The 25,784-nt window shown below is 48.3% G+C and carries 28 protein-coding genes; 14 read left to right on the plus strand and 14 right to left on the minus strand.

The window, feature by feature from the left end; genetic code table 11:
* Positions 1 to 100 precede the first annotated feature (100 nt).
* The 5 genes from ACW9JV_RS13480 to ACW9JV_RS13500 form a co-directional block, all read right to left on the minus strand.
* Positions 101 to 511 (minus strand): hypothetical protein, encoded by a 411-nt coding sequence (locus ACW9JV_RS13480; protein WP_457335295.1) that lies wholly within the window; start codon positions 509 to 511, stop codon positions 101 to 103.
* A 39-nt stretch (positions 512 to 550) separates the two neighbouring features.
* A complete protein-coding gene (locus ACW9JV_RS13485; protein ID WP_457335297.1) occupies positions 551 to 1,066 on the minus strand; it encodes a hypothetical protein in 516 nt (171 codons plus the stop codon).
* Positions 1,056 to 1,952, minus strand: a complete 897-nt coding sequence (locus tag ACW9JV_RS13490; protein ID WP_457335299.1) for a DUF4349 domain-containing protein — start codon at positions 1,950 to 1,952, stop codon at positions 1,056 to 1,058. The genes ACW9JV_RS13485 and ACW9JV_RS13490 overlap by 11 nt, the downstream gene beginning before the upstream one ends.
* A gap of 598 nt (positions 1,953 to 2,550) precedes the next feature.
* Positions 2,551 to 3,723, minus strand: a complete 1,173-nt coding sequence (locus tag ACW9JV_RS13495) for an acyltransferase family protein (protein WP_457335301.1) — start codon at positions 3,721 to 3,723, stop codon at positions 2,551 to 2,553.
* Positions 3,724 to 3,738: 15 nt separating this feature from the next.
* Complete coding sequence (locus ACW9JV_RS13500) at positions 3,739 to 4,413, minus strand: GDSL-type esterase/lipase family protein (RefSeq protein ID WP_457335303.1); 675 nt, start codon at positions 4,411 to 4,413, stop codon at positions 3,739 to 3,741.
* Between the two features lie 794 nt (positions 4,414 to 5,207).
* Here ACW9JV_RS13500 and ACW9JV_RS13505 point away from each other — a divergent pair.
* The 4 genes from ACW9JV_RS13505 (at position 5,208) to ACW9JV_RS13520 (ending at position 9,591) form a co-directional block, all read left to right on the plus strand.
* Positions 5,208 to 5,894: a response regulator transcription factor gene (locus tag ACW9JV_RS13505; protein WP_457335305.1), complete on the plus strand. Its 687-nt coding sequence runs from the start codon at positions 5,208 to 5,210 to the stop codon at positions 5,892 to 5,894.
* Positions 5,891 to 7,675: an ATP-binding protein gene (locus ACW9JV_RS13510; RefSeq protein ID WP_457335307.1), complete on the plus strand. Its 1,785-nt coding sequence runs from the start codon at positions 5,891 to 5,893 to the stop codon at positions 7,673 to 7,675. Before ACW9JV_RS13505 ends, ACW9JV_RS13510 begins: the two co-directional genes overlap by 4 nt.
* Positions 7,676 to 7,913: 238 nt before the next feature.
* Positions 7,914 to 8,597: an N-acetylmuramoyl-L-alanine amidase family protein gene (locus ACW9JV_RS13515; RefSeq protein ID WP_457335309.1), complete on the plus strand. Its 684-nt coding sequence runs from the start codon at positions 7,914 to 7,916 to the stop codon at positions 8,595 to 8,597.
* A gap of 193 nt (positions 8,598 to 8,790) precedes the next feature.
* Positions 8,791 to 9,591 carry a polysaccharide deacetylase family protein gene (locus ACW9JV_RS13520; RefSeq protein WP_457335311.1) on the plus strand — a complete coding sequence of 267 codons (801 nt, stop codon included), beginning with the start codon at positions 8,791 to 8,793 and terminating at the stop codon, positions 9,589 to 9,591.
* Between the two features lie 25 nt (positions 9,592 to 9,616).
* Here ACW9JV_RS13520 and ACW9JV_RS13525 read toward each other — a convergent pair whose 3' ends face one another.
* Complete coding sequence (locus ACW9JV_RS13525; RefSeq protein WP_457335313.1) at positions 9,617 to 9,847, minus strand: SOS response-associated peptidase family protein; 231 nt, start codon at positions 9,845 to 9,847, stop codon at positions 9,617 to 9,619.
* 160 nt (positions 9,848 to 10,007) lie between these two features.
* Here ACW9JV_RS13525 and ACW9JV_RS13530 point away from each other — a divergent pair, with 160 nt between their 5' ends.
* Positions 10,008 to 12,275 (plus strand): FAD-dependent oxidoreductase, encoded by a 2,268-nt coding sequence (locus tag ACW9JV_RS13530; protein ID WP_457335315.1) that lies wholly within the window; start codon positions 10,008 to 10,010, stop codon positions 12,273 to 12,275.
* A gap of 22 nt (positions 12,276 to 12,297) precedes the next feature.
* Positions 12,298 to 14,433, plus strand: a complete 2,136-nt coding sequence (gene nasC, locus ACW9JV_RS13535; RefSeq protein ID WP_457335317.1) for an assimilatory nitrate reductase catalytic subunit NasC — start codon at positions 12,298 to 12,300, stop codon at positions 14,431 to 14,433.
* 164 nt (positions 14,434 to 14,597) lie between these two features.
* Here nasC and ACW9JV_RS13540 read toward each other — a convergent pair whose 3' ends face one another.
* Together ACW9JV_RS13540 and ACW9JV_RS13545 are read right to left on the minus strand one after the other, a co-directional pair.
* Entirely contained in the window at positions 14,598 to 15,011 is a 414-nt protein-coding gene (locus ACW9JV_RS13540; RefSeq protein WP_457335319.1) for an RDD family protein, read from the minus strand.
* Between the two features lie 16 nt (positions 15,012 to 15,027).
* Positions 15,028 to 15,315: a hypothetical protein gene (locus ACW9JV_RS13545; protein ID WP_457335321.1), complete on the minus strand. Its 288-nt coding sequence runs from the start codon at positions 15,313 to 15,315 to the stop codon at positions 15,028 to 15,030.
* A 326-nt stretch (positions 15,316 to 15,641) separates the two neighbouring features.
* Here ACW9JV_RS13545 and ACW9JV_RS13550 point away from each other — a divergent pair, with 326 nt between their 5' ends.
* Together ACW9JV_RS13550 and ACW9JV_RS13555 are read left to right on the plus strand one after the other, a co-directional pair.
* On the plus strand, positions 15,642 to 16,616 hold the full coding sequence (locus tag ACW9JV_RS13550) for a DUF4003 family protein (RefSeq protein ID WP_457335323.1): 975 nt from the start codon (positions 15,642 to 15,644) through the stop codon (positions 16,614 to 16,616).
* Between the two features lie 241 nt (positions 16,617 to 16,857).
* Positions 16,858 to 17,544, plus strand: coding sequence for a DUF421 domain-containing protein (locus ACW9JV_RS13555; protein ID WP_457335325.1), 687 nt, complete (start codon positions 16,858 to 16,860; stop codon positions 17,542 to 17,544).
* 61 nt (positions 17,545 to 17,605) lie between these two features.
* Here the strand turns inward: ACW9JV_RS13555 and ACW9JV_RS13560 are convergent, their stop codons facing one another.
* From ACW9JV_RS13560 to ACW9JV_RS13575, 4 genes are all read right to left on the minus strand, one after another.
* Positions 17,606 to 18,868 carry a hypothetical protein gene (locus ACW9JV_RS13560; protein WP_457335327.1) on the minus strand — a complete coding sequence of 421 codons (1,263 nt, stop codon included), beginning with the start codon at positions 18,866 to 18,868 and terminating at the stop codon, positions 17,606 to 17,608.
* A complete protein-coding gene (locus ACW9JV_RS13565; protein WP_457335329.1) occupies positions 18,861 to 19,397 on the minus strand; it encodes an RNA polymerase sigma factor in 537 nt (178 codons plus the stop codon). The genes ACW9JV_RS13560 and ACW9JV_RS13565 overlap by 8 nt, the downstream gene beginning before the upstream one ends.
* 343 nt (positions 19,398 to 19,740) lie before the next feature.
* Complete coding sequence (chrA, locus tag ACW9JV_RS13570; protein ID WP_457335331.1) at positions 19,741 to 20,931, minus strand: chromate efflux transporter; 1,191 nt, start codon at positions 20,929 to 20,931, stop codon at positions 19,741 to 19,743.
* Between the two features lie 15 nt (positions 20,932 to 20,946).
* Positions 20,947 to 21,252 (minus strand): PadR family transcriptional regulator, encoded by a 306-nt coding sequence (locus tag ACW9JV_RS13575; RefSeq protein WP_457335333.1) that lies wholly within the window; start codon positions 21,250 to 21,252, stop codon positions 20,947 to 20,949.
* Positions 21,253 to 21,373: 121 nt separating this feature from the next.
* Between ACW9JV_RS13575 and ACW9JV_RS13580 the strand changes: the two genes are divergently transcribed.
* The 6 genes from ACW9JV_RS13580 (at position 21,374) to ACW9JV_RS13605 (ending at position 24,330) form a co-directional block, all read left to right on the plus strand.
* On the plus strand, positions 21,374 to 21,778 hold the full coding sequence (locus ACW9JV_RS13580; protein WP_457335335.1) for a hypothetical protein: 405 nt from the start codon (positions 21,374 to 21,376) through the stop codon (positions 21,776 to 21,778).
* Positions 21,748 to 22,080 (plus strand): TVP38/TMEM64 family protein, encoded by a 333-nt coding sequence (locus ACW9JV_RS13585; protein ID WP_457335337.1) that lies wholly within the window; start codon positions 21,748 to 21,750, stop codon positions 22,078 to 22,080. Before ACW9JV_RS13580 ends, ACW9JV_RS13585 begins: the two co-directional genes overlap by 31 nt.
* Before the next feature lie 42 nt (positions 22,081 to 22,122).
* Positions 22,123 to 22,491, plus strand: a complete 369-nt coding sequence (locus ACW9JV_RS13590; RefSeq protein ID WP_457335339.1) for a hypothetical protein — start codon at positions 22,123 to 22,125, stop codon at positions 22,489 to 22,491.
* 395 nt (positions 22,492 to 22,886) lie between these two features.
* Positions 22,887 to 23,213, plus strand: a complete 327-nt coding sequence (locus tag ACW9JV_RS13595) for an ArsR/SmtB family transcription factor (RefSeq protein ID WP_457335341.1) — start codon at positions 22,887 to 22,889, stop codon at positions 23,211 to 23,213.
* 74 nt (positions 23,214 to 23,287) lie between these two features.
* Entirely contained in the window at positions 23,288 to 24,163 is an 876-nt protein-coding gene (locus tag ACW9JV_RS13600; RefSeq protein ID WP_457335343.1) for a permease, read from the plus strand.
* A gap of 14 nt (positions 24,164 to 24,177) precedes the next feature.
* On the plus strand, positions 24,178 to 24,330 hold the full coding sequence (locus tag ACW9JV_RS13605; protein ID WP_457335345.1) for a hypothetical protein: 153 nt from the start codon (positions 24,178 to 24,180) through the stop codon (positions 24,328 to 24,330).
* Between the two features lie 73 nt (positions 24,331 to 24,403).
* Here the strand turns inward: ACW9JV_RS13605 and ACW9JV_RS13610 are convergent, their stop codons facing one another.
* Positions 24,404 to 25,075 carry a phosphatase PAP2 family protein gene (locus tag ACW9JV_RS13610; RefSeq protein ID WP_457335347.1) on the minus strand — a complete coding sequence of 224 codons (672 nt, stop codon included), beginning with the start codon at positions 25,073 to 25,075 and terminating at the stop codon, positions 24,404 to 24,406.
* An 80-nt stretch (positions 25,076 to 25,155) separates the two neighbouring features.
* Positions 25,156 to 25,722: a choline uptake/conversion transcriptional regulator CudC gene (cudC, locus tag ACW9JV_RS13615; protein ID WP_457335349.1), complete on the minus strand. Its 567-nt coding sequence runs from the start codon at positions 25,720 to 25,722 to the stop codon at positions 25,156 to 25,158.
* Positions 25,723 to 25,784: the final 62 nt, after the last annotated feature.

Consider the following 25,784-nt stretch of genomic DNA (forward strand, 5'->3'; position numbering starts at 1 on the left):
TACAACTCTCTTCACTCCCGGCAGGATAGACTATGGCGGCTCAGCCTGTTCTTATCCCACTTTTATTTCTACAGAATTCACTCGTAATACAGTCGTTACATTAATTGCAATGTTCATTTACATATTTCTCCTTATTCACCATTTTTGATAGGCCTGGTGTTGCTTCATTGTTTTTAATATAACTATCTATGATTTTCTTTTCTGTATGGAGAACACCTGCTGATAATTCATTCTGAAAGTTAAAAGAAGTACATTGAAATGTTACCTCGTAGCGACTTATCGATATATCTTCCATTGAATAACCATCGAAGTTAAAACCAACTGCTTCAAAACCATCCTGTAATTCCTCATGTTTTTCAAAATTTGAAGGTTCATTCTCGGCAAGGGTTTTTTTGACTTCCCATCCATGTGACTCTATGGATTCTACATACCTATTAGAAGCTTCATCATTATTACAAGCAACAAATAACAAAATAAATATTGAAGCTGTAAAAACTTTAAATGAATGCATGATGAGTTTCTCCTTCTTCTAGATGCAATCTGCCTGTTTTTATCGCGCTTCTAATTCTACAGCCTCCACCCGCAATTTACTTTGGGCGGCGTTTTCAGGTATCTCTCCCATATCATCTGTTACAGCCTCTTCATTCCCTTTTCCTTCTATATATTCACCATTTACCTTGAGAGAGGTCGTGGAGGCGGAGACCTCCCCCGTTACCGTTTTTTCGACGTCAAAGGTTTCTTTTACTACCTTTTTATCGCCAGGCTGCCAAGTAGATTGTACGCCTACATCATTTCTTTCTTTTTTTCCCTGCTCCCCGGAATAAGACAACTCTATAATAGGTTCTCCGTAATAAAGGTCGATCTCCTCGTTGCCATGATACGTTAACACGGCTTTCACCTGCATCGTTTCTCCTGCTTCTACGGAGACGGGAGCATTCACTTCCAATGAGAAACCAGAAGCTTCCACGCTGCTCGTTTTCATTTCTTGAACGTTTTCCGTTTCCTTACCGCAGCCGGCAATAAGAAGCCCCATGCATAGGTATATGATATACGTTTTACTCTTCATGTTTTCTCCTTTTTCTATAGAAGAAAGCAACACCTGCTGCGAGAAGCAGCAGCGGCACGAGCACCGGTGACAGGCCGATGAGAAAGACGGCGATGCCGGATGCGGCGGAGACGATTCCGTTCAGGGTCCGCGTGAAGAGCTGCGTGGATCGTTCCCATGTGTTCAGGTCTTCCCCGCTCGGCAGCGATGAAGATCCGCGTTCCTGCAGGGTGATGTCGACGGTGGCGTTGGCGGTGTGGTTTTCCAGGTAATTCATCCGCCCTTTCAGCTGTTCGATTTCCTCCTGCACCGCGGACAGGTCTTCCGAGATCTGCAGGAGGGCGTCGGTGTTCCCGGCTTCTTCCATAAATGCCGTCAGCCGCTCTTCCTGGGTTTCTTTGGAGCGCAGCCGTGATTCGAGATCGACGTATTCTTCGGTGACGTCTTCGCCCTGGGTGGAACGATGCAGCACCGTGGTGCCGACTCCTTCCATATCCGTCATGAAAGTGGAGAACTGCTCCTGGGGAATCCGTACCGACATCGATCCCTCCCGTGCCCCGTCTCCGGAGCTCTGTACGCTGGATTCGACGATGTAGCCGCCCATCTCCTCCACCTGCGTCTCAATATCCGACCGGGCCGCGTCGTATTCTTCCACTTCAAGCGTCAAACTTCCACTGTGAATCACCATCCGCTCCGACGCGGCGTCTTCCTGCGCCGTGTCTTCCTGTGCACTATTGGACGCTTGATCCGATGCCTGATCGGCCGTAGACTGCTCCGTGTCCGCCGTTCCTCCCGCCGAACCTTCCGACGAGCGCTGCGCCTGACTGTCAGTAGATTCTTCATTGCTGCAGGCAGACGCCAAAAGCAGGACAACGCCAAGCAGGACCAGACCTGTCTTTTTTACCATGTCTTCTCCCCCTCTTTTCGTACTTTTTTTTGTTCTACACCTTTGGACGGGAGGAACGGGATTTTGTTTCAGGACAAAACCAACGAATGATACCCCGGCAACAACAGTAGAATGGGAAACACGAGCCCGCACGTTTGAAACCAAAAACGCGGAGCTGGAAGCGAAAGTGGCCTGGTATGAAAAACAATTCCGGCTCACCCGGCAGCAGCACACACATCCGGTTCTGGGTCCAGCGGTTAAAGACGGTTATCCAGCACATGATTTTATTTGCTTCACGCATGGTTCAGCATACACGTGAACAACGTCTTTCCCTATTTCACGGCCACCTCTGGAAAGCAACAATAACCCTCTTTATCACGGATTCAGGTTGATATTACTGAGGAAGATTATGACAGATTATTTACCATCAATACAAAGGGTGCATTTTTCACGATACAAGAGGCCCCAAACACGTGGGGCTTTGTACAGCAGCAGTAAACTGGAGCCGATATATCTGGTAGAGGTACTTGCAAAGGAAATTGGACAATACAAACAACTTGAAGAAATAGGAATGGATATCCAGCCCCTCCATCTACGAATCGTTTCCGTGACTCTTTTATCATCCTGTTGATCCTGAAACATCTTTGGAACGGCTATTTGTCTTCCCTATTCCCTTTTTCACTTTGTAACGGATTGGTTTTTCAACAAATCGCCAGGAAACGGCAGCAATCACGATAACAGCGGCCAGTTGTATAATGATCTGAAGTATGGACAGATTTTCCGCTGCTGTAGCCGAGAAAGTCAACACTAGAATCGGGTAATGCCAGATATAGATGCCATATGAACGAACACCCAGCCAACGAAGCGGCCCAAATCCCAGCACACGACCGATCCAAGTCGAAGGATGAACCGCAGCGGCGATGATGGCTGTTGTTGCGATACACTGAATCACCATTCCGCCCCTGTAAAGAAAAGTTTCATATTGATTAATCTGCCCAAACATCCAAATCAAGCACACGACGCCAGCAATCCCAACGATGTCCAAAGCGAAGCGCAAAGGTTTGTAATTAGCTATATGTCCCGTAAGTTTGTGGCTGGGCAAGCATAATGCCAGAGCTGCCCCAATCAATAAGGAAAACGCACGCGTGTCGGTACCGTAATAAACCCGGCTTGTATCCATTAATCCCGGTTGGTGAAGAAGAGCCATATTTAGGGCAGAAGCAAAGGCCAAAAGAACAATTGTCCCAATTAACCACTTACGCTTTGGCATAAAGGTGAACCCTAATATAAGGATAAATGGCCATAATAGATAAAACTGCTCCTCTACAGCCAGAGACCAAAGATGTAACAAAGGAGTAGGCTCACTGAATTGAGCAAAATAACCAACATCCGTGCCAATGTACCACCAATTCGATACATAAAGAAACGAAGCCAACCAATGCCCCCAAATATCGACAAATCGGGAAAAGTGAAAGACGACCATCCATCCTCCTACCACGATTAATAAAAGAAACAACCCCGGCAGCAGGCGGCGAGCACGGCGCAGCCAAAAATCTTTCAGATCGATTTTCCCTTTGTTTTTCCATTGCCTCATCAAAATGTCCGTAATCAAGTACCCGGATAAAACAAAAAATACGCCAACACCCAAAAATCCGCCAGGTGCCCATGCAAAACCAAAATGGAAAGCAATCACTGCACATACAGCAATTGCTCTTATCCCATCTAATCCCGGCATATAACGACCTTTTATCTCTTCGGGAGGGTTGTTAACCATTGGTTGTTTATGCCTCATGATAATGCACCCCCTTCATTGTTTTTGGATATAGCTTAATAAAAGAGAATCAAATTTCGATTTGTAATGCACACCATTTTCAGCATGTAAATTCTGGTGCTTTTCAGTTAGTGGAGATAAATCAATGTAATCAACCTTTACCTGTGATGCCATCTTTTGAAGTCTTTTATTATATTTCGGGATATTTTTATAACGCGGTTCATTCTCTAAAGCAGCTTGGGTCACGGGCGTTACCGATAAAACATGAATCTTCGTATCCGGCAATTTCTTCTTTATTTTTTTGATGAATTTCTTGTAATACTTCATCGAATGTTCCACAGGATGGTCAACAGGCATGAGGAGGTCATTCGATCCCAGCAGAATATAGATACTTTCAGGTGCTTGGTCTACAATTTTATTGACATTTTCCATGGCAAATTGAGTGGTGCCCCCCGCACTACTAATCACATGGTCATCATCTAAGTCATCGGATAGCCCTTTAAAAATGGAATCTCCATAAAACAAGCTGTTATCGTAAAACGATAAATCCTGGTTCTCCCCTTGCGAAGAATCGTTTTGACTTTCATTTTGACTTTCATTTTGATTTTCACCTTGACTTACGTTGTTCTTTTCATTTTGTTGATCACCACAGGCTGCAGCAGATATAGCAAAAATGATCATAAGCAAACTAAGAAATATTTTTTTCTTCATATCGATAGATACCTCCTGTATGTTGATTAAGACTTGCTGGTTTTCCCTACTCTTCGCAAAATAGATAGTTAACAAACATGGATTATGGCTCAGAGCTCAAGGCGTAAACTCCCCTTTCTGTAATGATCTCAATAAAATATGGTCCTAAGGGAATCCAAAGATCCCTTTCACTACAAAGGTTAAAAGAGGGGAATAAAGATTAGGTGAAGAAGAGATTGATATGAAATAAAGAATGAGAAAAATTATAAAGGAGCTTTTACGTCGCTAATATTTGAATTGGATTTTGACTCAAGTTGGTACCGCTAATGTTAATCTAATTTTTGTTTCAAAACTACGGTTTGCAGCAAACGGGAGCTGTTCTGGAATAAAGACAGCATCCGAATTGCCATCTTAGGGACATTTGTGGAATAAGGACAGCAGGCGCTTTCTTGGAAAAGCCATGAAAAAAGCTTAGACTACATTTCAGAAGAATAGCCTAAGCCTTTTTGTTTTGATACCTATAAACATTTCAAACGTTTGTTACAGACAGGAGGTGTTCAGGAGGACGGATGAACTAAAAACACTGTGTAACATGCTGCAACTTGCTCATCTACAAGAATGGATCGATCGAGTTCCCTTTGACAATTCACCCGGCATCTGAGATAACCACTATTAACAACAAATCATAGACCAGCGAGGGGAGCATAGATTCCTTTTTTCACACGAAACAGCGAAAAGCCGCATCTTTATCTAATCTTTACATCACTATGCTATCTTTTTAGGTAGTAATCATTTAGGTATTGTGGGGGAGACAAATGCAAAAAACAATATTAATTGTAGAAGATGAAGCCATTTTACGTGAAATAGTTAAGGATTATTTATTGAATGAAGGATATGAAGTATTAGAAGCAGCAGATGGGAATGAAGCTTTAGCTATTTTTGAAGAACATGATGTCCATTTAATTATTTTGGATATTATGCTGCCGGAGGTAGATGGATGGTCCGTTTGCAGAAAAATCCGCAAAACTTCCGATGTGGCGATTATTATGCTGACAGCACGTACGGATGAAGATGATACACTGCTGGGTTTTGAATTAGGCGCTGATGATTATGTCACAAAGCCATACAGTCCGCCAATATTACTGGCAAGAGTGAAACGATTAATGGATAGCCGGTATGCCCGGGCAGGTAAATTACCTGATGAAGAAACTTTAATCAGTAATGGTATCCATGTCCACTTTTCTACACGGATAGTGACTGTAGATGGAGAAAGAATCAGTCTGACATACACGGAATTTGAAATATTAACCTATTTAATGCAAAATCAAGGGATTATTATTACTAGGGAACAACTTATCACTAAAATCTGGGGCTATGAGTTTGACGGTGATGATCGTACAATCAATAGTCACATCCGCAATTTGAGGCATAAAATAGGCGCTAAAGCAAATTGTATTGTCACCGTTATTCGGGCTGGCTATAAATTCGAGGGAAAAACATGAAAAAAGGCATTGTATTAAAATTATTTTTGCTGACAACATTATTGTGTATGCTTATTCTTGCAACGATATATATTGGACAAACGGTATTTTTCAAGCAATATTATGCAGCACAAGAGGTAAATGACATTAAAACGAGTATTGAATCTTTTAAGAAGAAATACTTGAAGGCCGGGGAAAATGTACAGGAAATTAAAAGGCTGGAACAGAATTTCTATCAGGAACATTCGACGTGGATTACAACGTTAGATAGTGCAGGAAATATGAAATACACAAATGATTTTTCTGTGACAATTCATACAGATGCTTCTCTGAATAAGAACCTCGCTAATCGTGATATTACTATCCCTTTGTACAGTTTTATCGGCTTAGAGGACTTAGAAAGGATAAAGTTTCATTTAGAACAGGGAAAGCGTATTACGATAGATGGGATAATAGCAGATAATACAGTAGTTCCTACCATAATAACTAGACGGAACGGGAATTTTGGATTAGAGAATAAGCTGCTCTCGGAAGAGTTATATGGAAACAATACTGAAACAGACCCCGTTGGAGCAAGAGACTCGCAGGTATATTTAACGGGAAACATTAAGAAATTACAATCACCTGTAGGAACCGTACGTTCAACTATTTACACAAATCGTGTGTTTATCGAACAAATCAAACAATTTCAAGTAAAGCTGCTATTTAATGATAATTATAATAACCGTGCGAAAACAATGGATTATGAGAAAAATGATATTCAGTACAAAATATTCATCGAGCCGATGAAAGATGCGAATGGTGAAACTTCTTATATTTTTGCTATGACATCATTACAGCCAATTGATGAAGCTGTGCAAATGTTGGAAGATTATTATATATACCTAATTATATTTGTATTGCTCCTTATTATTCTGGCGTCCTTTTATTATTCGAAAAAAATCGCCAAACCATTGCTGCAGATCAACGATACGACAAGCCGAATTGCCAATTTGGATTTTTCCGAGACCATACCTGTCAAGTCAAAGGATGAAATTGGTACGTTATCACACAATATTAACAGCCTCTCTACCACGCTGCATTCGCATATTAATCAATTGCAGGAGGATATAGAGAAGGAAAAACAACTGGAACATACACGTAAAGAATTTATTTCCGGTGTGTCACATGAATTAAAGACACCTTTAAGTATATTGAAGAGCTGTATCTCTATTTTAGAAGATGATGTCGCTAAGGATAAAAAAGATTATTATTTTAACGCAATGGCAAACGAAGTCGATAAAATGGACATGCTTATTGTCGAAATGCTCGAATTGGCAAAATTTGAATCCGGCACGTACAAAATGGAAATGGATGTCTTCTATATTGATCAAGTCATCGAGTATATTTGCGAACAATTATCTTTAGATATCGCTGACAAGCAATTACATGTGCATAAACACCTTTCCGGGACAAGGGTCGTTGCAAATCAGCATCGCATAGAACAGGTTGTTACGAATTTCATTACCAATGCGATTCGCCACACCCCGGAAGATAAAAACATTATTATTTCTACTAAGAGTGAACGGGAACTTGTTAAAGTATGTGTCGAAAACAACGGGGCTCCTATTGCAGAAGAACATGTAGAAAAAATATGGGATCGTTTTTATCGTGGAGATACGTCTCGTCTCCGTTCAGAAGGCAGTACGGGATTGGGGCTTGCTATTTCAAAAAATATCTTGGAATTGCATGGTGTGCAATATGGTGTAACGAATACAGAAAAAGGCGTGCTGTTTTACTTCTATTTGAATAAAAAAGAGTAGCAAATTTTATTAAGCATATAAGCCGTCCGTTCAATAGAATTGAACGGACGGCTTTTTTGTATGGAGTGACCACAAAACCGATTCCATCAGGTTACAAATTTTTTATAAGGTATTGACCTTATATGCACCTAATCTTTACATCTATCTATTAATCTTTAAAACGCAGCTTTGAAAAAGAAAGGATAGATGAAAGATGGTATTTCAACAGAAAAATAGGATAAATCACAGGACACGAAATATGTTGGTTGTTACATTGCTTTTATTTCCCGTTCTATTATTATCGGCTTGCTCCGGCAATTCGGACAACGATAATAATATTAATGCCAATGGCAGCAATAACAGTGAAGACAAAAACACAGCCTTTAAGGTGGTAATCGATCCGGGACATGGCGGGAGAGATAGCGGGGCAACCGGCGCCAGCGGCCAATATGAAAAGAGTTTTACGTTAAGTTTATCGAAAAAAGTGGAAAAACGGCTGGAACAGGAACCGGAAATGGAAGTTTTCATGACGAGAACAAATGACAGCTTTATTTCCCAAGAAAGCCGAGAAAGGCCCAAATACGCCAATAGAAAAAACGCGGATGTATTTATATCTATTCACGGTAACACTTTTTCCGATCCCAATGTTTCAGGTACCGAAACGTATCATTATCACAAGACTTCCCGGCAGTTTGCTCAGATTTTACAGAAACATGTGGTTAAAGCTACCGAATTCAGGGATAGAGGAATCAAGAAGAAAGATCTTTTTGTCGTAAGGGATACAGAAATGCCGGCAGCTTTGCTTGAAGTAGGTTTTCTGACGAATTCCGCGAACGAATCCAAAATGCGTACGGACGATTTTCAATCACGTGTTGCCGCTTCCATTGTGAAAGGGATTAAAGAATACAAAGAAGAATCAGAAAAACAAGGTATTTTTAGCTGAATGTTTTAGGGGCCCGCCCAAAGATCTCTACGAAATGCAGGCTATCCAATTTTCTGACTTTATAAGTCAATAAATTGGATGGCTTTTTTCATTTTATCAAATCTTTAGCTCAAATCCATTTCATTTTCATTTCGTCTTTATCCCACGTTATTAATCTGTCTACAAGATTAATAAATGAAATAGAGGTCTTTATATGAAAAAGCTCATACTATTTATTTTCCTCGGCTGTTTGGTTATTTTTAATGCCTGTAGTACGGAGACAGAACCTGATAACGAATCATCTAAGATATATTCGGAATATAAAGGCTCATCCGATTCACAAAGAACTGAATCTGATAGGTCACAGGAAAAAAATATAGAAAAAAAGACTGTCTACTTAACCTTTGATGACGGTCCTACTTCAGCAACCACAGATATTTTAGATACTTTACACCAATTTAACGCCAAGGCAACCTTTTTTATGCTGGAACCTTCTATGAGGGAATTACCAGAAGTTGTAGACAAAATCGTAGAGCAAGATCATGCTGTGGGTTTACACGGTGTGACCCACGACATAAACCACTTTTATAAATCTGAACAATCTGCTCTTAAAGAAATAACTGCCGCACAGAAGACACTTCAACAAATTACAGGAGTCAGGTCCAATCTGATTCGGACACCTTATGGCAGTGTTCCGTATTTAACTAAATCATATCGGGAGGTTTTAGTCAGCAATGGTTTTAAATTGTGGGATTGGAATGTTGACAGCAGAGATTGGTCCTTATCCAGTGAGCAATATTTAGATAAAGTTATTGGACAAATAGAAGAATTAGTAAATGCAGGAGTGACACCAATTATTCTTATGCATGATAAACAAAATACAGCTGACCATTTGCCTAGTCTATTAACTTATCTATCGAAACATGGATTTCAGACTGAAAAAATTGAAGAAAACACAAAACCATATAACTTTAACTGTTATCAACGTTGTCATCGAATATCCACACAGGAATAGAGTAAACAAGAATTGAAGGAGAGCGTTAATGAGTCTTCCCCTGCCAGCAGTTAATTTGCAAGAACGCCCAAAATGGCACCAGTCCCCACTTCAATGTACCGAGACGTCGAATCCGGCCGTCTGAAATAACAGCAGCAATATTCTGGCCAGGGGCAATATTGTAACCGAGGTGATAATTCTGGATGGTCGTCGAATCGATATGAAACCGCTGCTCGATGTCCTGCAGGGGAAGTGTTAACGTAAAGCGACCGCACATGAAACTTGCACCTCTTCCACGGTTTTATTTCTCTCCGCTTGAGAAAATGCGCTTTCTGTTTCGTTTTTTCATTTTATAAAAAAGGTTGTGACATTTCCTATCGAAAAGATGGATGGCTGGTGCATTTTTCGTAAAAATGGAGACAGAGAGGAGGAAGAGCATGAGACAGCGTTTGATTGTGATTGGAACCGGGATGAGCAGCCTGCGCTTGATGGAGACCGTGGTGTCCGAGGCGCCGGGTGCGTTTGAGATTCACTCGTTCGGAGAGGAGCCGTTTCTGCCGTACAATCGGATCAAGCTGTCGAGCTACCTCCAGCAGGAGCACGAGGAGACGGCGCTGTACCCTCATACTCGCACGTGGTACGACGAAAACGGGATCACCCTTCACACCGGAGCGCACGTCACTAAGATTGATCCGAAGCAGAAAATTGTTTTTACCGAAAACGGGGATGCCTGTCATTATGATAAAGCAGTGCTTGCCACCGGGGCGTCCCCGGTGCGTTTGAACATACCAGGGGATGAAAAGGAAAACGTGCATACGTTCCGGAGCCTTGAGGATGCGCGGCTGCTGAAAAAGACCGCCTCCCGCGACGGACGGGCGGCGATAGTCGGAGGCGGTTTTCTCGGACTGGAAGCGGCGTACGGCATGGCAAAGGCGGGAACGGCCGTTGAGGTCGTGCAGCGCGGCGGGACCCTGTTGACGCCGCAGCTCGACGAGACGGCCTCCCTTTATCTGCAGCGGGAACTGGAGAATCACGGGATCTCGTTTCATTTTAACACGTCTGTTCAGGAAGTGACGGGAGGCAGTGAGGCCGATGGCGTGATTCTGGAAAACGGTACAGCGCTGCAGGCTGAAACCGTGCTGTTTGCCGCGGGGATCCGGCCGAACACCGGACCTTCCGAAAAAAGCGGCATCGCTGCCGGGCGCGGAATCCTTGTCGATGATTTCATGCAGACGAGCGCTCCGGGGGTGTATGCCGTCGGAGAATGCGCCGAGCATAACGGCATGACGTACGGGCTCGTGCCGCCGGTATACGAGCAGGCAGAGACCGCCGCCCTTCATCTTGTGGGAAAAAATCCCGCCCCCTACCAGGGTTCCGCGTCGTACAGCCATCTCAAAATCGCCGGCATCGATCTGTTCACCGCCGGTTCGATGGAGGAAACCGTGGACAGCCACGCGCTTGTGCAGGCGGACAGCACCCGGCCGCTGTACCAGAAAGTCGTCATGACACGCGACGCAATCCAGGGCGCGGTGCTTTTCGGCGACACCGCCACGGCCGACGACATCTCGGACAGGATCCGGAATCAGAAGCCCCTTTCTGCGAACGAAAAAAAGCACCTCTTTTCCGGGGAAGGAAAGCAGCAGAAGCTTGTGCAGTGCGCGCCGGAGACGACGATCTGCAAGTGCAACCAGGTGAACAAACAGACGATTCTGCGTCATATCGCCTGTACCGAAAAAGCCGACACCGCCACGATCCAGGAAGATACCAGGGCTTCCACGTCCTGCGGCGGCTGTGCCAACGATGTGAAAGGTTTGCTGCAGGTGTTTGACCAGTGCCGGGAGCAGGCGGCTCCGAACGTATTCTGCTCCTGTACGGAGCTTGAAGAAGAAACCGTACGGCACCGGATTTTTTCCGGTATGTGGCGGCACACCGGCGACGTATACCGGTCCCCGGACTGGCACGGCAGCGGCTGTGCCACGTGCCGGCCGGCGCTTTCTTATTACTTTTCGCTGACAGGACGCGCAGCATGGGAGAAAGCGCCGTGGATCACGGCCGACGGGGACGGAAGTCTTTCCGTCACCTCGCTGCCGCTCCGCGCCGGGGATGCAACGGAAGCGATGCAGCGCTGGATGGAGCAGCAGCGGGAGATCCCCGGCGCCCGGCTGACATTCGAAACGGATGCCCGCCTGCGTCTTGCCGGTGTGCCGGAGAACAGGGTGAACGAGGTCTGCCAAAAAACAGCCGTCCCTCGTTTCGTCCAGCCCGGTGCGCGCCTGCTTCCGTTCACGCTGGAAGCCGCGCCGCAGCAGACCATGCTCATCCGGCTGGAAGAGAAGCTCTTTCCCCTATCGTTTCCGGCTTCGTTTACGATCCGGAGCACGTCCGGTTTTCCAGAGGAATTGTCCCGGCATGAACTGGCGGTCGTCTGGAAAAAGGACATGTGGGAAATGCATGCAGAAGGCGCCGGCGGCCGGATGATTATCTATGCCGGTCCGGTGCCTGATCTCGAGGAGATGCTGAAGGCGGTTCTGCAGTATTACCGTGAAACCGCGTTTTACGGCGAACGATTTGCCGACTGGGCCGTGCGGCTTTCCCCGGCTGTCATCCGGGAAACGCTGCTGGATGAAGACAGCGCCCCGCTTGCCGGTATGCTGGAAGCCCATATGGATACGGCCGCGTCGGAGGACGGCGTGCTGCAGGCGTAATTTTTCAGGAGGAGGAAGACAGATGAGTGAACAAATGCTGGCGACATTCCGACAGCGGCAGCAGACCGCGGCCGAAGAAACAGTTTATCACACCCAGTGTCCATTCTGCAGCATGCAGTGCAAAAAGAAGGTACTGGAAGAAAAACAGGGCAGCCGCCTGCGTTACCGGACGATCGGAGTCGACAATCCGACGACGAAAGGACGGCTCTGCGTCAAAGGAAAAAACGCGTACCAGCATGCGGTTCACGCCGAACGGATCACCACCCCGCTCATCAAAGTGGACGGAGCATTTCAGAAAGCCGGCTGGGACGAAGCGCTTGATCTTATCGGGAAAAACTTCCGCGGGCTGCAGGAGGCCCATGGCAAAGACGCGGTGTCGCTGTACGGCGGCGGCTCGCTCACGAATGAAGAAGCGTACCTGCTCGGTAAACTCGCCCGTGTCGGCCTCGGCACGAAATACGTCGACTACAACGGCCGTTTCTGCATGTCATCGGCCGCGTCCGCCGGTACGAAAACATTCGGACTCGACCGCGGGTTCACGAACCGCATCGATCAGATACCGGACGCCAAATGCATCATTCTTGCCGGAACCAATGTCGCGGAGTGCCAGCCGACGTTTGTTCCGTATCTGGAAGAAGCGCGCCAGAACGGTTCGTTTCTGATCGTGATCGATCCGCGGGACACGGATACCGCCGCCATGGCGGATCTTCATCTGAAAGTGAAACCCGGGCAGGATAAACAGCTTGCGCTCCTGATGGAACAGTATATTGTTAAGAATGAGCTTCACGACGAGGCGTTCTGCCGGGAACGTACGAATGGATATGAAGAACTGCTGCAGCAGCTGCAGGACGCGGAGCTGGTTGCGGGGAAAACCGGGCTTCGTGCCGCGGACATTGAAGAAGCGGCCTACCGTTTCGCCTCCGCCCCCACCGGTATGATCCTGACCGCGCGCGGGATCGAGCAGCAGGTCGACGGCCACGATACCGTGCGGCACTTTCTGCATCTGCTTTTACTGACCGGAAAAATAGGAAAACACGCGTGCGGCTACGGGGCGGTGACCGGGCAGGCGAATGGTCAGGGCGGCCGCGAACACGGACAGAAAGCGGACCAGCTGCCTGGCTACCGATCAATCGAAAACCCGGAGCACCGCCGCTGGATGGCGGAAATTTGGGGAGTTCAGGAGTCAGACCTGCCGGGAAAAGGGGTGTCCGCCTACGAGATGATGGAGCGGATGGATGATGGGGAGATTCAGGCGCTGCTGTTGATCGGCTCCAATCCGGTCGTCTCCAACCCGAATGCCAATCTTGTGCACCGTGCCTTGTCCTCGGTGTCCTTCATGGTGGCTGCGGAGATGTTCATGACCGAATCGGCGGCGTACGCGGACGTCATTCTTCCGACGAGCTCGTACCTGGAGGATGAAGGGACGCTTACGAATGTGGAAGGCCGCGTTACCCTGCGCGAAGCATCACGGGAGCTGCCGGGAGAGTGCCGCCACGACTGGCAGATCATGATGGCTGTGGCAGAGGTGATGGGAAAAGGAGAGTATTTTTCCTACAGCAGCGCCGAGGATATTTTCAACGAACTCCGGCTCGCGTCCCGCGGCGGCAAAGCCGATTACTACGGCATCACGTATGAGCGGATCCGACGGCAGTCCGGCGTGTTCTGGCCCTGTCCGTCCGAGGACGCGGACCAAGCGGAAACGCTGTTCGCCGACTCCTTCGCGACAGAAGACGGACGCGCGCATTTTCTCAGCGAACCGACGGCGGAGGAAGGAGCGAAAGAAACTGTTGACGCGGCGTATCCGCTTTACCTCACCACCGGCCGCACGATGAGCCATTATTTAACCGGGGAACAGACGCGGCGGAGCTCCCGGCTCGCCGCGCGGGAATTCGAATCGTACGTCACGGTTCACCCGGACACCGCGCGGGACTACGGGGTGCGCTCCGGCGAACTCGTCACACTTACATCCCGCCGCGGCACTGCCGTCCTGCGCTGCGTAGTCTCCGCAGACGTGCGGCGCGACACGCTGTTTGCCCCGATGCACTGGGGCGGGCGCCAGAACATCAACCGTCTCATCGACCGCACCCTCGACCCCGCGTGCCGCATGCCCGGCTTCAAACGCGCCGCCGTCTCCCTGCATCCGTCCGCCGGGGGATGATGCGGCGGTTTAGCGGACACTTTGCCGGTGAAAATGTCTATAAGCCGCGGATATGAGACACTTTTCCTCAGATCTTGATAAAAATGTCCACTACCTGAATATAGTGGACATTTTCCTGCGCTTTCTGAAAAAAGTGTCCACATCCAGCTGGATTGTGGACACTTTTAACCTCTCCCTGTCTCCTTTTTCACATACGTTCCGGCAATAAAGTCATGGATTGCTTTGCGGTCTTCCCGGAGCCCGACCATAAATGCACTCACGATGAATCCGATGCCGAGCGTAAGCGCGTAAATCAACCCTGCCACGATCACCCGCAGCAGCATCGTGCCAAGCGTTACATCCTCCCCGGATTCCTTAACCATGCGGATCCCGACGAGCCGTTTGCCGATTACGTAGCCGTGCCAGAAGACCGGAACGAGAACAAGATATATCAGGCTGATAAAATCAGTGATATTCCATTCTTCCCGGTAAAACTCCCCATACATCAACCATGTAGTCATGCTGAATACAGGCCCGATAATCAATGAATCAAGCACAGTTGCCGTCAGCCTGTCCACGAATCCAGCTCTTTCTTCCATAACGCTCGCATCCTTTCTATTCCTCTCCGGCCGCGGTCTCTTTTTCCGCGGTCTTCTCTTCTTCTGCCGGTTGATATGGTACCAGCCCCGGCACCGCCACACACCAATTCACGACAAGAAAGAAAAGCAGCACTTTATGTATATCTCCGGCATATTGAATAACTTTAATATTCTGAAACCAATGGGGATCGACAAAAGGAAGAATCATGGAAACGACAGATCCCACTGCATGCCCCAGTCCGTCAAAATAGAAACAGCCGCTCAAGACAAGTACGAAACAGCTCCACGCGATAAAAAACGGCACCGCCTCCTGCCCCCCTTTTATTTTCTTACACTCCAAGCCGTAATGATAAAAATCGAAAGAAGAACCACACCGATTCCCAGTACCAATGGCACCATCATCTCTCCCTTCCTATCCCGGGTACGAAAAACTCTCTTTATTGTTTCAAAATTATGGTTTTTCTTCAATCATTTTATTATGATCCTCGAACGCCCGTGTTCGTCCCGCCACGCCACGGTGCAGGGTGAGCTCTGCGTGACGACGAATTACCGTTTTATCGTAAAATATGAAACCATTTCGGCATCCCTCCCGTAATATAGGAAAAGCAACATTCGAAAGGAGTCGAACCATTGCGTTCATCTAAAATAGAACAGTACACCGAGTACTATCAGACATTAAAAAAAGCGCTTCGCTGGAAAGTCTTCGATAATCTTGTCCTGATGACGACGGCGTCGATGTATGTCATGAACGGGCGCGAGCTGGATACGGATCGTTTTCTGCAGCTGGCCGACGAGCTGAAAAAGCGCGCCGGGTTGTTTTCTTCGATGCAGTCCCATCTTCGTTTCACGATGGCCGCGATGCTTGATGTGACGATGGAGGATCCAGAGGCGGCGGTGCCGGAACTTTTCCGCATCTATCAGACTCTGAAGGACCGCCATTTCAGAAGCGGCGCCTCTACGTACATGGCGGCGTTCACGATCATGAAAAACGAACGCCCCGCCGACGATACCGCAGTGCGGACGATGGATCTTTTTCAGAAAATGAAAAAGGAACACCCCATATTAACGGACGCGAATGATTATCCGCTGGCTGTGCTTCTGGCGATGGAAGAAGAAAATGATATGGTGACGCAAATTGAAACCTGTTACGATGCGTTGAAGCGGGAAGGACTGAAGTCCGGCAATCACCTGCAGTTTTTAAGCCATATTCTCACCCTCGGCAGTAACGGGCAGCCGCAGCAAACAGCAGGCCGGGCGGCATCCGTGCTGGAGAAATGGAAGCAGGCCGGACTGAAGCCAAAACCGATGTATTACCCGGTCATCGGGATGCTCGCTATGCTGCCGGAGGAACACATCGATCTCGGAGAAGTCCATGACATGGCAGAGCAGCTGAACCGTACGAAAGCCTTTAAATGGAGTAAAGAGATGAACGTGCTGGCCGCCGGCAGTTTTTGCGTGAATGATCACATGGAACAGGCCGGTCTCATCGCGGAAACGAGCCTGTTCCATTCGATGGAAGCGATGATGCAGGCCCAGCAGACGGTCATGATTGCCGCGGTGACAGCGGGTGCCGCCGCTTCCACCTCAGGCGGAGGCGGGAACTGATACCGGGCAAAACGCCGGCGGACGTGTCCACTATCTCAGCATAGGAGACACGTCCGCCAGCTTTTTCAATAAAATGTCCCCTTTCTGTATATATTGGACAATGTCACAGCTCATCCCGCTTCGAATGGGTCGTACCCGGATATAACAGACAGTTTCCCTCCGAACATGTCCACAACTTCCTTCTTCCCTGCATGGATACCATCCTCCGTCGCCATACTAAGAAAAAAAGGAGTGGGATCCATTGACTGTAACCGAAGTGCTTCTGCGCGTCGTGTGCGCGTTCCTTGCCCTGCTTATTCTGACGCGTGCCATGGGTCGCAAGGAACTGCGGCAGCTCACTTTTTTCAATTTTGTCTCCGGCATCGCGATAGGCTCAATTGCCGCCGACCTGATCGCCAGTGAGACATTCAGCCTGCCGCACGGGCTGACGGCACTCACAGCCTGGGCGGCCCTGACGATTCTGTTCGGGCTTCTTGATCTGAACTCCCGCCAGGCCCGGCATCTGATGGAAGGTGAGCCGGTGATCCTGATACAGAACGGCAAGATCCTGGAAGAAGGGCTGCGCCGCGTGCGTCTCGATGTTAATGCCCTGAAGGCGCTGCTCCGGCAGAAAAATGCGTTCGCCGTGTCCGATGTCGCCTATGCCGTTTTCGAGACCGACGGCAACCTATCAGTTATGAAAAAAGAACCGCGGCGTCCCGCTGTCAAAAAGGACGTCCTTCCCGCTGCTCCGGAGGCGCCGTCCATACTTCCGATCGAAATCATTTCCGACGGCCGCTGGAATACGAGAAATTTGGAAAAATGCAGCCTCACCCGGGAGCAAGTGCTGGAACAAATAAAAGAGGCCGGGCTGGAGAACGTGTCCGATGTATTCTATGCAGAACTGGAACAGGACGGCTCCATCTATATTTCTCCAAAAAGACAGTAAAAAGGGCTGCTCCATCTCTGAAACAGCCCCTTTTGTGCGCCTAACACCTGGTATTATCCGGTTAAATGGTCCATTCATCGTTGACGATCGCGACGACTTTCCATTCGCCGCTTTCGTCCTGTTTCACCACGACATTCAGGGCGGACCAGTTCATATCCGCGCTTTCGCCGGAGCCTTCCACGTAGAATTCAACGATGGTGGCTTCCGGAAAGACATCCTGAATGTTGTTCTGCATGCTGCCGCGCTGCGATGTTTCTCCGACATTGATTTCATCCGGGTCAGACAAGCCGGCGTCGTAAATATATTCTTCATAATACGCGCTCGGCGTCATCTCGATTGGACGGCCGCTTCCGTCCTGCGTGCCCCACGTGTACTGCTGTTCATCCTGGAAAAAGGTTTCGATTTCGTCGGGCTGGAAGACCTGAGCCTCATTTTCGTCCACATGAACGTACGGGGAAAAGAGAACTCCTTCCTCCGGATGGACGAGCTCGGAAAGCCGGGTCAGATCCTGGCTGATCAGATAATCCACGACAGACTGGGCAGCGGCTGCGGCGGCTTCATTGCCTTCGCCGGCGTTGTCTTCCGCAGTATTGCCGCTGTCGAGTTCATTCGTTTCGATCTCATCCACGATCCACTGGCTGCCGTCATAGACGGCGTGATAAATCATTTCAACATGTCCGAGCATTTCGTTATCCCGTTCCTGCACAATCCGGACATGGTCTTCGGCTTCCTGCTCCAGTTCAAACGACTGGTCTTGCTGAAGCCAGGTCGGAGCATCCTTGGCAATGACGTAGACTCCGTCATCCCCTTCCCGGAAATAGGAATCCGTCATCCACTCGGCCAGATCCGTCGACATTACGTCTTCGAAATGCTGCTGGACCTCGTCCAGTGTTTGGTACGATTCCACGCGCTGGCTGTCTGTTTCATTGACCAGGGTCTCAAACGATTCCCTGTACGCATTCATGACCTCGAGTGCCCGCTCTTCGGTCAGCTCCGGAATCGATGCCTCTTCCTCACCCTGTTCCGGCGGAGCGTCCTCGGCTTCTGTATCCGGCTGCTCGATTTGCTCTTCCTCTCTCTCATCTGTCGGAACGTCGCCGGATCCTTCCGTTCCGGGTGCAGCGCTCTGCTGGCTCATCACAAGAAGTGCCGCAATGCCCGCTGCCGCAAGGGTGCCGCCAAATGTATAAATCCGCTTCCAGGACGTCCGCTTTTTCGTCTTCTGTTCCACGTCCTGAATAATCTCATCCGGCGAAACCGAATCCGGCATGTTCTCATAGCCCTCTTCCAGCTCTTTCATACGCTCGTCAAACGACTTACTCATCGGACACTCCCTCCTTTTCTATCGCATATTTGAGCTTCTTTCTGGCCCGCATCACCTGGGATTTTACACCGGATTCCGACGTGCCGGTCACTTCGCTGATTTCAGCGTACGTCTGATGGTGAAAATAATGAAGCACGAGCGGCACGCGGTATTTCTCGTCCAGCTTTTGAATCATGTCATGGAGTTCCATCGCTTCTTCGCTGACATTCAGCGTGTCGTACGCATGATCCGGAGTGGTCTCCTTCATCTTTTCTATCTTCCGGTTCTGCCGTTTCTGTTTCCGCATCATATCGCGGGCGGCGTTCAGCGTGATCGAATACAGCCACGTCGTAAACGTCCCGCCGGAATAACTGTCGAGTGACCGGTATACTTTCAGAAAGACTTCCTGGGTCACATCATCTATTTCATCCGGCTTCACCCCGATCTGATAGGCGAACCGCTGCACGGTCTGGTAATACGTGTGCACAACGTCATGAAACGCTTCCTTGTTTCCGGTGCGGGCGAGTTCTATCGACTCTTCGCCGGCCATGGCTCTCCCCCCTTATTGGTTTTTCTATCTGTGATACGACACATAGGAAAAAAAGGTCCCATCGGTTCTCCTGTTTTTTTCATCTATTCCCGGTGGAAGGCCGGGGTATGCAAAAAAAGGACCCCTGTTCCGTGCAGGAGTCCTTCGGTATGAATGTTTTTGCTGCCCATTTTTGTTACCGATATGTCTCGAATCCTTATTTAGCAGACATTTCAGCGCATGATCCGCGGGTTTGTGTCCATTAAATAGAAATAGTAGACACTTTCACCTTGCAGCCTTGAACTGCTGTCTACTATTTTCAGATAATAGACAACCCGGCTTCTGAAATGTCTAGAAAACCTTACTAGAACCCGCCGAAGTGAAGCACATACCCGCCGGCGACACCGAGAATCACGATCATCCAGGCCGGCACCTTCCACACATTCAACAGCGCAAACAGAACGAGGCCGAGCGCGAAATCGGCGGTGTCAAAAATCGAGCTCTGCACGACCGGGTCATAAAACGCGGCGGCGAGAATGCCGACGACACCCGCGTTCACGCCCATCAGCACCCCCTGGAACGACGCGCGCCGGCGCAGCTCATTCAGAAACGGCAGTGCGGCGGTGACGAGCAGAAACGACGGCAGAAAAATGGCAATCGTTGCGGTGACAGCTCCTCCGATGCCCTGCATGATCGTACCGAGGTAACTCGAGAATGTAAACAGCGGGCCCGGCACCGCCTGCGCCATGCCGTATCCGGCGAGAAACTGATCAGCCGAAAGCAGCCCCTCAGGGACAAGTTCCCGCTCGATCATCGGCAGCACAACGTGGCCGCCGCCGAACACGAGCGCACCAACACGAAAAAAGATGTCAAAGATGCGCACGAACGGATTGTCCACCGCCCCGGCCAACACCGGCAGTGTAACCAGCAGTGCGACCAGAATACAGAGCGAAACGAGTCCCGTTTTTTTCGAAAGGCCTGTCTCAAACGTTTCCAGATTGGATTCGGCTTTGTCTTTAAATAACGTCCAGCCGGCCGCGCCCGCCGCAGCGATGACAAGAAGCTGCAGCCAAGCCGATGGAAACAGCAGCATCACAACCGCTGCAAAAAGAGCCATCGCCTGCCGCGCACTGTCAGGGGCAAGCTTGGCTCCCATGCCGAGAAGTGCGTGCAGCACGACAGCGGCCGCGACAACTTTCAGGCTCTGAATGAACACCGCGTCCTCGAGCGAAAAGGTCTGATACAGCAGCGCAAAGACGATAAGCACGATGACCGACGGCAGTGTAAATCCGAACCAGGAGACAACCCCGCCCCAGAATCCGCCGCGAAGCATCCCGATCGAAATCCCGACCTGGCTGCTCGCCGGGCCGGGGAGAAACTGGCAGACGGCGATCAGATCGGCATAGGTTCTGTCGTTCAGCCATTTCTTCCTGTCGATGTATTCATCCTTGAAATAAGCCAGGTGCGCGACCGGCCCCCCAAACGACGTCAGGCCCAGTTTCAGGGATGTCAGTAAAATCTCAAGCAGTGTCAGCAGCCGGTTTTTCTCTTTCACGGTTTCCTTCCCCCATTACTTGATTTCTTTGAATAATTCATAGGCTTTCGCACGGGCTTCCTCCATCACGTCCATCCCTTTGTCGGTTGCGGTGTAATACTTGCGGATATGGCCGTCCACATTACGTTCCTCTTTTTCCAGAAGGCCGTCCGCCTCCATCTGGTGAAGGATCGGATACAGCGTGCCCGCGCTGATGTCATAGCCGTGCTCCCGCAGTTCCTCCAGCATCCATGACCCGTAAATGCCTTCTTCTTTGGCGTGATACAGAACATGGATGTGAATGAACCCGAGAAACAGTTTCCGCAGTATTTTATTATCCAACGTGCCATCCCCTTTTGATATCGAAAACCGATATCGTTTTTCGATATTGATTATATATCTTTTCTCCCGTATCGTAAAGATGTTATAATACTTTCATTTATGTGGGAAGTAAGGTATATCCATGAACAGCAGCAAGCTCAAAAGTTTTATTATAAAAATCACGATTCTCATCAGTGTTGCGATGCTTCTGGCCGTCACCAACCAGCTTGTTTTCCAGATCAAACCGGAGGACATTAAAGCGGCGGTCGAAGAACTTGACGGAGCGGCTCCGTTTATCTTTCTCGGAGCGTTTATCATCCGCCCGTTCACGCTCATCCCGCTCTCCATCATCGCCGTTTCATGCAGCCTCGTCTTCGGGCCTGTGCTCGGGCTCGTGTATATCATTCTCGGCACGATCCTCGGAGCCGCAGCGTCGTTCTACGCGCTCCGGAAGTTTGCCGGCGGGGGTGAGCTGGAGGAAAACGGCAAGAAAAACCTGATGAAGATCAAAAAGAGATGGAGGAAAACGGGTTTAAATCCATTCTGATCCTTCGTCTGCTGCCGGTCCTTAATTTTGACCTTCTGACTTACATCTGCGCCAAAACCCGGGTGGAATTCTGGAAATACATCCTTGCCACTTCGATCGGAACGATACCCGGATCGATTATGTTTGGCGTCTTCGGGTCCAGTCTGTTATCGTTAAAACCGATAAACCTGCTTTTTATCGGAATAATGGCTGTTATCCTGTCGATTCTCGGTTATATTACCAAGAAGAACGTCGAGCAGGAGATTGATACCGAGACGCTGAAAGAAGAAGTTCAGGCGCTCCGGCAGGAAAGCCATGCTTAAAAAAAGAACAAACAGGGAAACTTTGTGGAGGGGGTGAAGACGATGGCAGACGAACAGCAAAATGAAAATCAGGAATTCGAAGAAAACCTGGAAGAAAACGAGCAGGATAATGAACTGCGAAACAATTATGAAGATGAAGAGGACGAAGAAGAACAGGAAAAAGATCCCGCTGAAGAGGAAGAAGAAGACGAAGAGGAAGAAAAGTCTTCCGAACCGGATGTTGGAAAATCTTTGTTCACCATCGGTCAGCAGGTATCCTATAAAGGCAAGGCGTGTACCGTCATTAATGAGTACGAGCGCAGCCTCTGTATAGAATATAACTACTTCCCATTCCCGGATGAATCCGAAGAGGACTTCCCGTACCGCCGGGAAATCATCCGTAAAGGCGAAGCGGAAGCACCAGTCGAATAAAAAAAAACGGATCCTGGGAAAAACCACCCAGGATCCGTTTTTTTATCCAAAAGAGCCGATTGTTGGCCTGAGATGCTGCAACAGTGTCCGTAAGACATCGTTTAGCGGACACTACACAACGAAAATGGAGAATCAGGGGTTTCCAATGGACGCCGGGGACCACTAATAACCTCCCGGGAAAGTCATAGTATCTCCAAGATCGGCCGTTGCGGACATTAATTTTATCATTCCGGCATCTACCGGCCACATCCGAGCGCTGGATTCCGAAACGTCAATATTTCAACTCTCTCCCCTATCCATTTAAAAAATCTGATAAATAATAACAGTTGCATGGTGAGATGATAATGATATAATGGCATTAAATCAAATAAATTTGATGGAAAAGGAGGGCAGTTGTGACCGTATCACATTCTATCACCGACGCAGATCAAAAAGAACTGTTTAAAACGTATGAAGCAAAGTTTAAAGCCCTGTCCGATCAGCTTCGTCTGAAAATACTATATGAATTAAACCAACAGGGACAGATATGTGTTTGTGACTTAACCGATATTGTCGGTCTGCCGCAGTCCAAGTTATCGTATCATTTGAAAATTCTGCTGGACGTCCATTTGATTGAAAGAGAAAAGATCGGCACCTGGAATTATTACCGCTTAAATGAAAAAGAAGTGAGAGCCCTGTTATCGGAAGAATTGTGCTGTATCTTTTACCCGGAAAACAAATAAAAATTTTTCATCTAAAAATCAATTTTTTTTGATTTATATATCAAAAATTATTGATGTTCAAAGGAGAGAATATCATGTATGGCTTTTTGCAGACATTTTTCACCCTTTTCATTGAGTTAACCGCATTATTTATTGTAATCAGCTTTCTCGTGAGTTTGCTGCAGCAGAAGGTGACAGAAGATCGTATTCAACGTATTCTGCACCGGCCGAATCCATGGAGCGGCTATCTTTACGGTACAGGATTAGGGGCGTTGACTCCGTTCTGCTCCTGTTCCACCATTCCTATTCTCGCCGGACTATTATCGTCAAAAGCGCCGTTTGGTCCGTCTATGTCCTTTTTAATCGCATCTCCCCTGCTGAATCCGGTCGTTCTTCTCTTGATGTGGACATTAACAGGTTGGGAATTAACGCTCCATTATGCCGTTATTACCGCCCTGTTTGCTATACTGATCGGTTTTGTCCTGGAAAAACTGGGATTCCAGCATTCTGTGAAACAAGTCAGAGTACGAAAAGGAGACCGTCCAAACGATGACACCCATGTTCCTTTATGGAAAACAGCGGTTCAAGACGCATGGTCCTTCTTTTATCCAATCCTGCCTTTTCTTATTCTGGGTGTGTTTATCGGATCATTCATTTATGACGTCGTGCCCCGGGACATGATTGCATCCTATGCAGGAAGCGATAAACCCTGGGCAATTCCGGCGGCATCGGTGCTTGGGATTCCGATGTATATCCGCGTCGAAGCGATGCTTCCTATCGGCGATGCTCTACTAAGCAAAGGAATGAGCGTTGGATCGGTAATTGCGCTTTTGATAGGCGGGGCTGGAGCAAGCATACCGGAAGTGGTGTTGTTGAGCAGGTTATTCAAAAGAAAACTAACCACTGCGTTTGTCGTATCGATACTCGCTGCCGCCATCGGTACAGGATTTCTGGTACAGATCATTCTGTAAAGGAGGTGACAGACATGGCTGAGAAAAAGTCCGGCTTGATAAAGCTGTTCTCAAAATCATCCAGCAAAGATTGCTGCAGTGTAGAGATTGAAGAAGTAAAATCGAGCGAAAAGAGTAGCAATCCTGCCACAGAGAAGAACAGCACCGGCAAGCGAAAAGAAGAATGAAACGTACGGCCTGTGGATCTGATAAAACGATCAGGTCCCAGGCCGTTGCTGTTTATATACAGGACGCCCCTCCCTATGCGCGGCGTCTTCTCCACAAGGTGAATTCAAGAATTAAAAGACAGACGACGAGCCAGCAGAGACCGAGAGCGAGACCGCCGATCACATCGGTCACATAATGGACATTCAGGTAGACGCGGCTGAATCCGACAAGCAGGATCAGCAGCACAAGCACACTGTTCAACAGCCATTTTGCAGTATGGGACAAGGCACTCCGGGCAATGAGATAGACGAGAAACCCGTAGAACACCATCGGTCCGGTGGAATGACCGCTCGGAAAGCTGAAGCCGGTGCCGTCGAACTGCTCCAGCAGATCCGGGCGCTCCCGTTCAAACGTAAGCTTCAGCACTTTCGTCAAAATGCTGATGCCGATCATGGCTACGGCAAAATACAGCAGGCGCCACCATTTTCTCCGGTACACCAAAAAAATAAGGACGCTTAACAGAATCGATGCGGTTGTCAACAGCGGTACCGAGCCGAGTTCGGTGAGCCATGCCATCAGCGTGTCCAGCCAGCCGGTCTGGATGGAAGACATCAGCTCCGCCGTCCTGCGGTCCACCGCGAATTTCTCATCCTCCAGCACTTCTTCGGCCAGTTCAGCAAAAAGAAAAAATGAACCCCCGACCGCAAACAGCGCGAGGATAATATAAACAAACGCCTTTACGGCCTGTCTGGAAAAAGATAACATCGATGGGTTCCTTTCTATGGCTGGGTGTTGATTTTCTCTTTCTGTTCCAGAACATATCCTTTTTCCCCGGCGTTAAACAGCTATTTCTCATTTATCTTATTCATGTCGTCATCTATCGGCAGCATGTTGAAAATTTCACCGGATTCCATGGCACCGACGAGCTTCTGCAGCCAGTGACAGTATGTTTGATAGTCATTCAGCTGCTCGAGATCTTTCTTTGCCCTGACTCTCATCTGTTCATCTATGTTTTCATCGTTTATGACGTCTCTTAGTTCCGCCTGCGCTTCGTGAATCGCACTGAGGTTCATGTCGGCTTCCCTTTTCCATTTAATTCCGAAAAAGCGGGTGAAATAGTTAAAGAAATCTTTTTCCGCCATGAAATGATCTTTTCGGGAGCCTTTCTGCCAGGTCTTCCGTACGATCTGTATATCCTGCAGGCTGCGCACCGCGGTGCTCATGCTCGGTTTGGTCATGCCGAGTTCATCTTTCATTTCATCGAGGGTCATCGGCTCGTGCTTAAAATACATGGTGGCGTAAAGCCGGCCGATGGACGGGGTGATGCCGTACAGATCCATCGTTTCGGCAATCGCGTCAATTACTTCATTTTCAGCATGGTTTAATTTTGCTTCCGTAGACTGTTGTGTCATCCAATCCCCCCACCCTTGTATTGTATCATCCCATTCGCTCATGTGAGTGTACCATTTTCACG

The sequence above is a fragment of the Salibacterium sp. K-3 genome (genome assembly GCF_054052005.1).

Bases quoted from the DNA above. Each gene is read 5' to 3' on its own strand.
- ACW9JV_RS13565 (WP_457335329.1), bottom strand. From the start codon at position 19,397: ATGGCCGGCGAAGAGTCGATAGAACTCGCCCGCACCGGAAACAAGGAA.
- ACW9JV_RS13505 (WP_457335305.1), top strand. From the start codon at position 5,208: ATGCAAAAAACAATATTAATTGTAGAAGATGAAGCCATTTTACGTGAA.
- ACW9JV_RS13530 (WP_457335315.1), top strand. From the start codon at position 10,008: ATGAGACAGCGTTTGATTGTGATTGGAACCGGGATGAGCAGCCTGCGC.
- ACW9JV_RS13495 (WP_457335301.1), bottom strand. From the start codon at position 3,723: ATGAGGCATAAACAACCAATGGTTAACAACCCTCCCGAAGAGATAAAA.
- ACW9JV_RS13580 (WP_457335335.1), top strand. From the start codon at position 21,374: ATGAACAGCAGCAAGCTCAAAAGTTTTATTATAAAAATCACGATTCTC.
- ACW9JV_RS13525 (WP_457335313.1), bottom strand. From the start codon at position 9,847: ATGTGCGGTCGCTTTACGTTAACACTTCCCCTGCAGGACATCGAGCAG.
- nasC (WP_457335317.1), top strand. From the start codon at position 12,298: ATGAGTGAACAAATGCTGGCGACATTCCGACAGCGGCAGCAGACCGCG.
- ACW9JV_RS13585 (WP_457335337.1), top strand. From the start codon at position 21,748: ATGGAGGAAAACGGGTTTAAATCCATTCTGATCCTTCGTCTGCTGCCG.
- ACW9JV_RS13510 (WP_457335307.1), top strand. From the start codon at position 5,891: ATGAAAAAAGGCATTGTATTAAAATTATTTTTGCTGACAACATTATTG.
- ACW9JV_RS13605 (WP_457335345.1), top strand. From the start codon at position 24,178: ATGGCTGAGAAAAAGTCCGGCTTGATAAAGCTGTTCTCAAAATCATCC.
- ACW9JV_RS13480 (WP_457335295.1), bottom strand. From the start codon at position 511: ATGCATTCATTTAAAGTTTTTACAGCTTCAATATTTATTTTGTTATTT.
- ACW9JV_RS13485 (WP_457335297.1), bottom strand. From the start codon at position 1,066: ATGAAGAGTAAAACGTATATCATATACCTATGCATGGGGCTTCTTATT.
- ACW9JV_RS13490 (WP_457335299.1), bottom strand. From the start codon at position 1,952: ATGGTAAAAAAGACAGGTCTGGTCCTGCTTGGCGTTGTCCTGCTTTTG.
- ACW9JV_RS13590 (WP_457335339.1), top strand. From the start codon at position 22,123: ATGGCAGACGAACAGCAAAATGAAAATCAGGAATTCGAAGAAAACCTG.
- ACW9JV_RS13500 (WP_457335303.1), bottom strand. From the start codon at position 4,413: ATGAAGAAAAAAATATTTCTTAGTTTGCTTATGATCATTTTTGCTATA.
- ACW9JV_RS13610 (WP_457335347.1), bottom strand. From the start codon at position 25,075: ATGTTATCTTTTTCCAGACAGGCCGTAAAGGCGTTTGTTTATATTATC.
- ACW9JV_RS13515 (WP_457335309.1), top strand. From the start codon at position 7,914: ATGTTGGTTGTTACATTGCTTTTATTTCCCGTTCTATTATTATCGGCT.
- ACW9JV_RS13520 (WP_457335311.1), top strand. From the start codon at position 8,791: ATGAAAAAGCTCATACTATTTATTTTCCTCGGCTGTTTGGTTATTTTT.
- ACW9JV_RS13540 (WP_457335319.1), bottom strand. From the start codon at position 15,011: ATGGAAGAAAGAGCTGGATTCGTGGACAGGCTGACGGCAACTGTGCTT.
- ACW9JV_RS13560 (WP_457335327.1), bottom strand. From the start codon at position 18,868: ATGAGTAAGTCGTTTGACGAGCGTATGAAAGAGCTGGAAGAGGGCTAT.
- cudC (WP_457335349.1), bottom strand. From the start codon at position 25,722: ATGACACAACAGTCTACGGAAGCAAAATTAAACCATGCTGAAAATGAA.
- ACW9JV_RS13600 (WP_457335343.1), top strand. From the start codon at position 23,288: ATGTATGGCTTTTTGCAGACATTTTTCACCCTTTTCATTGAGTTAACC.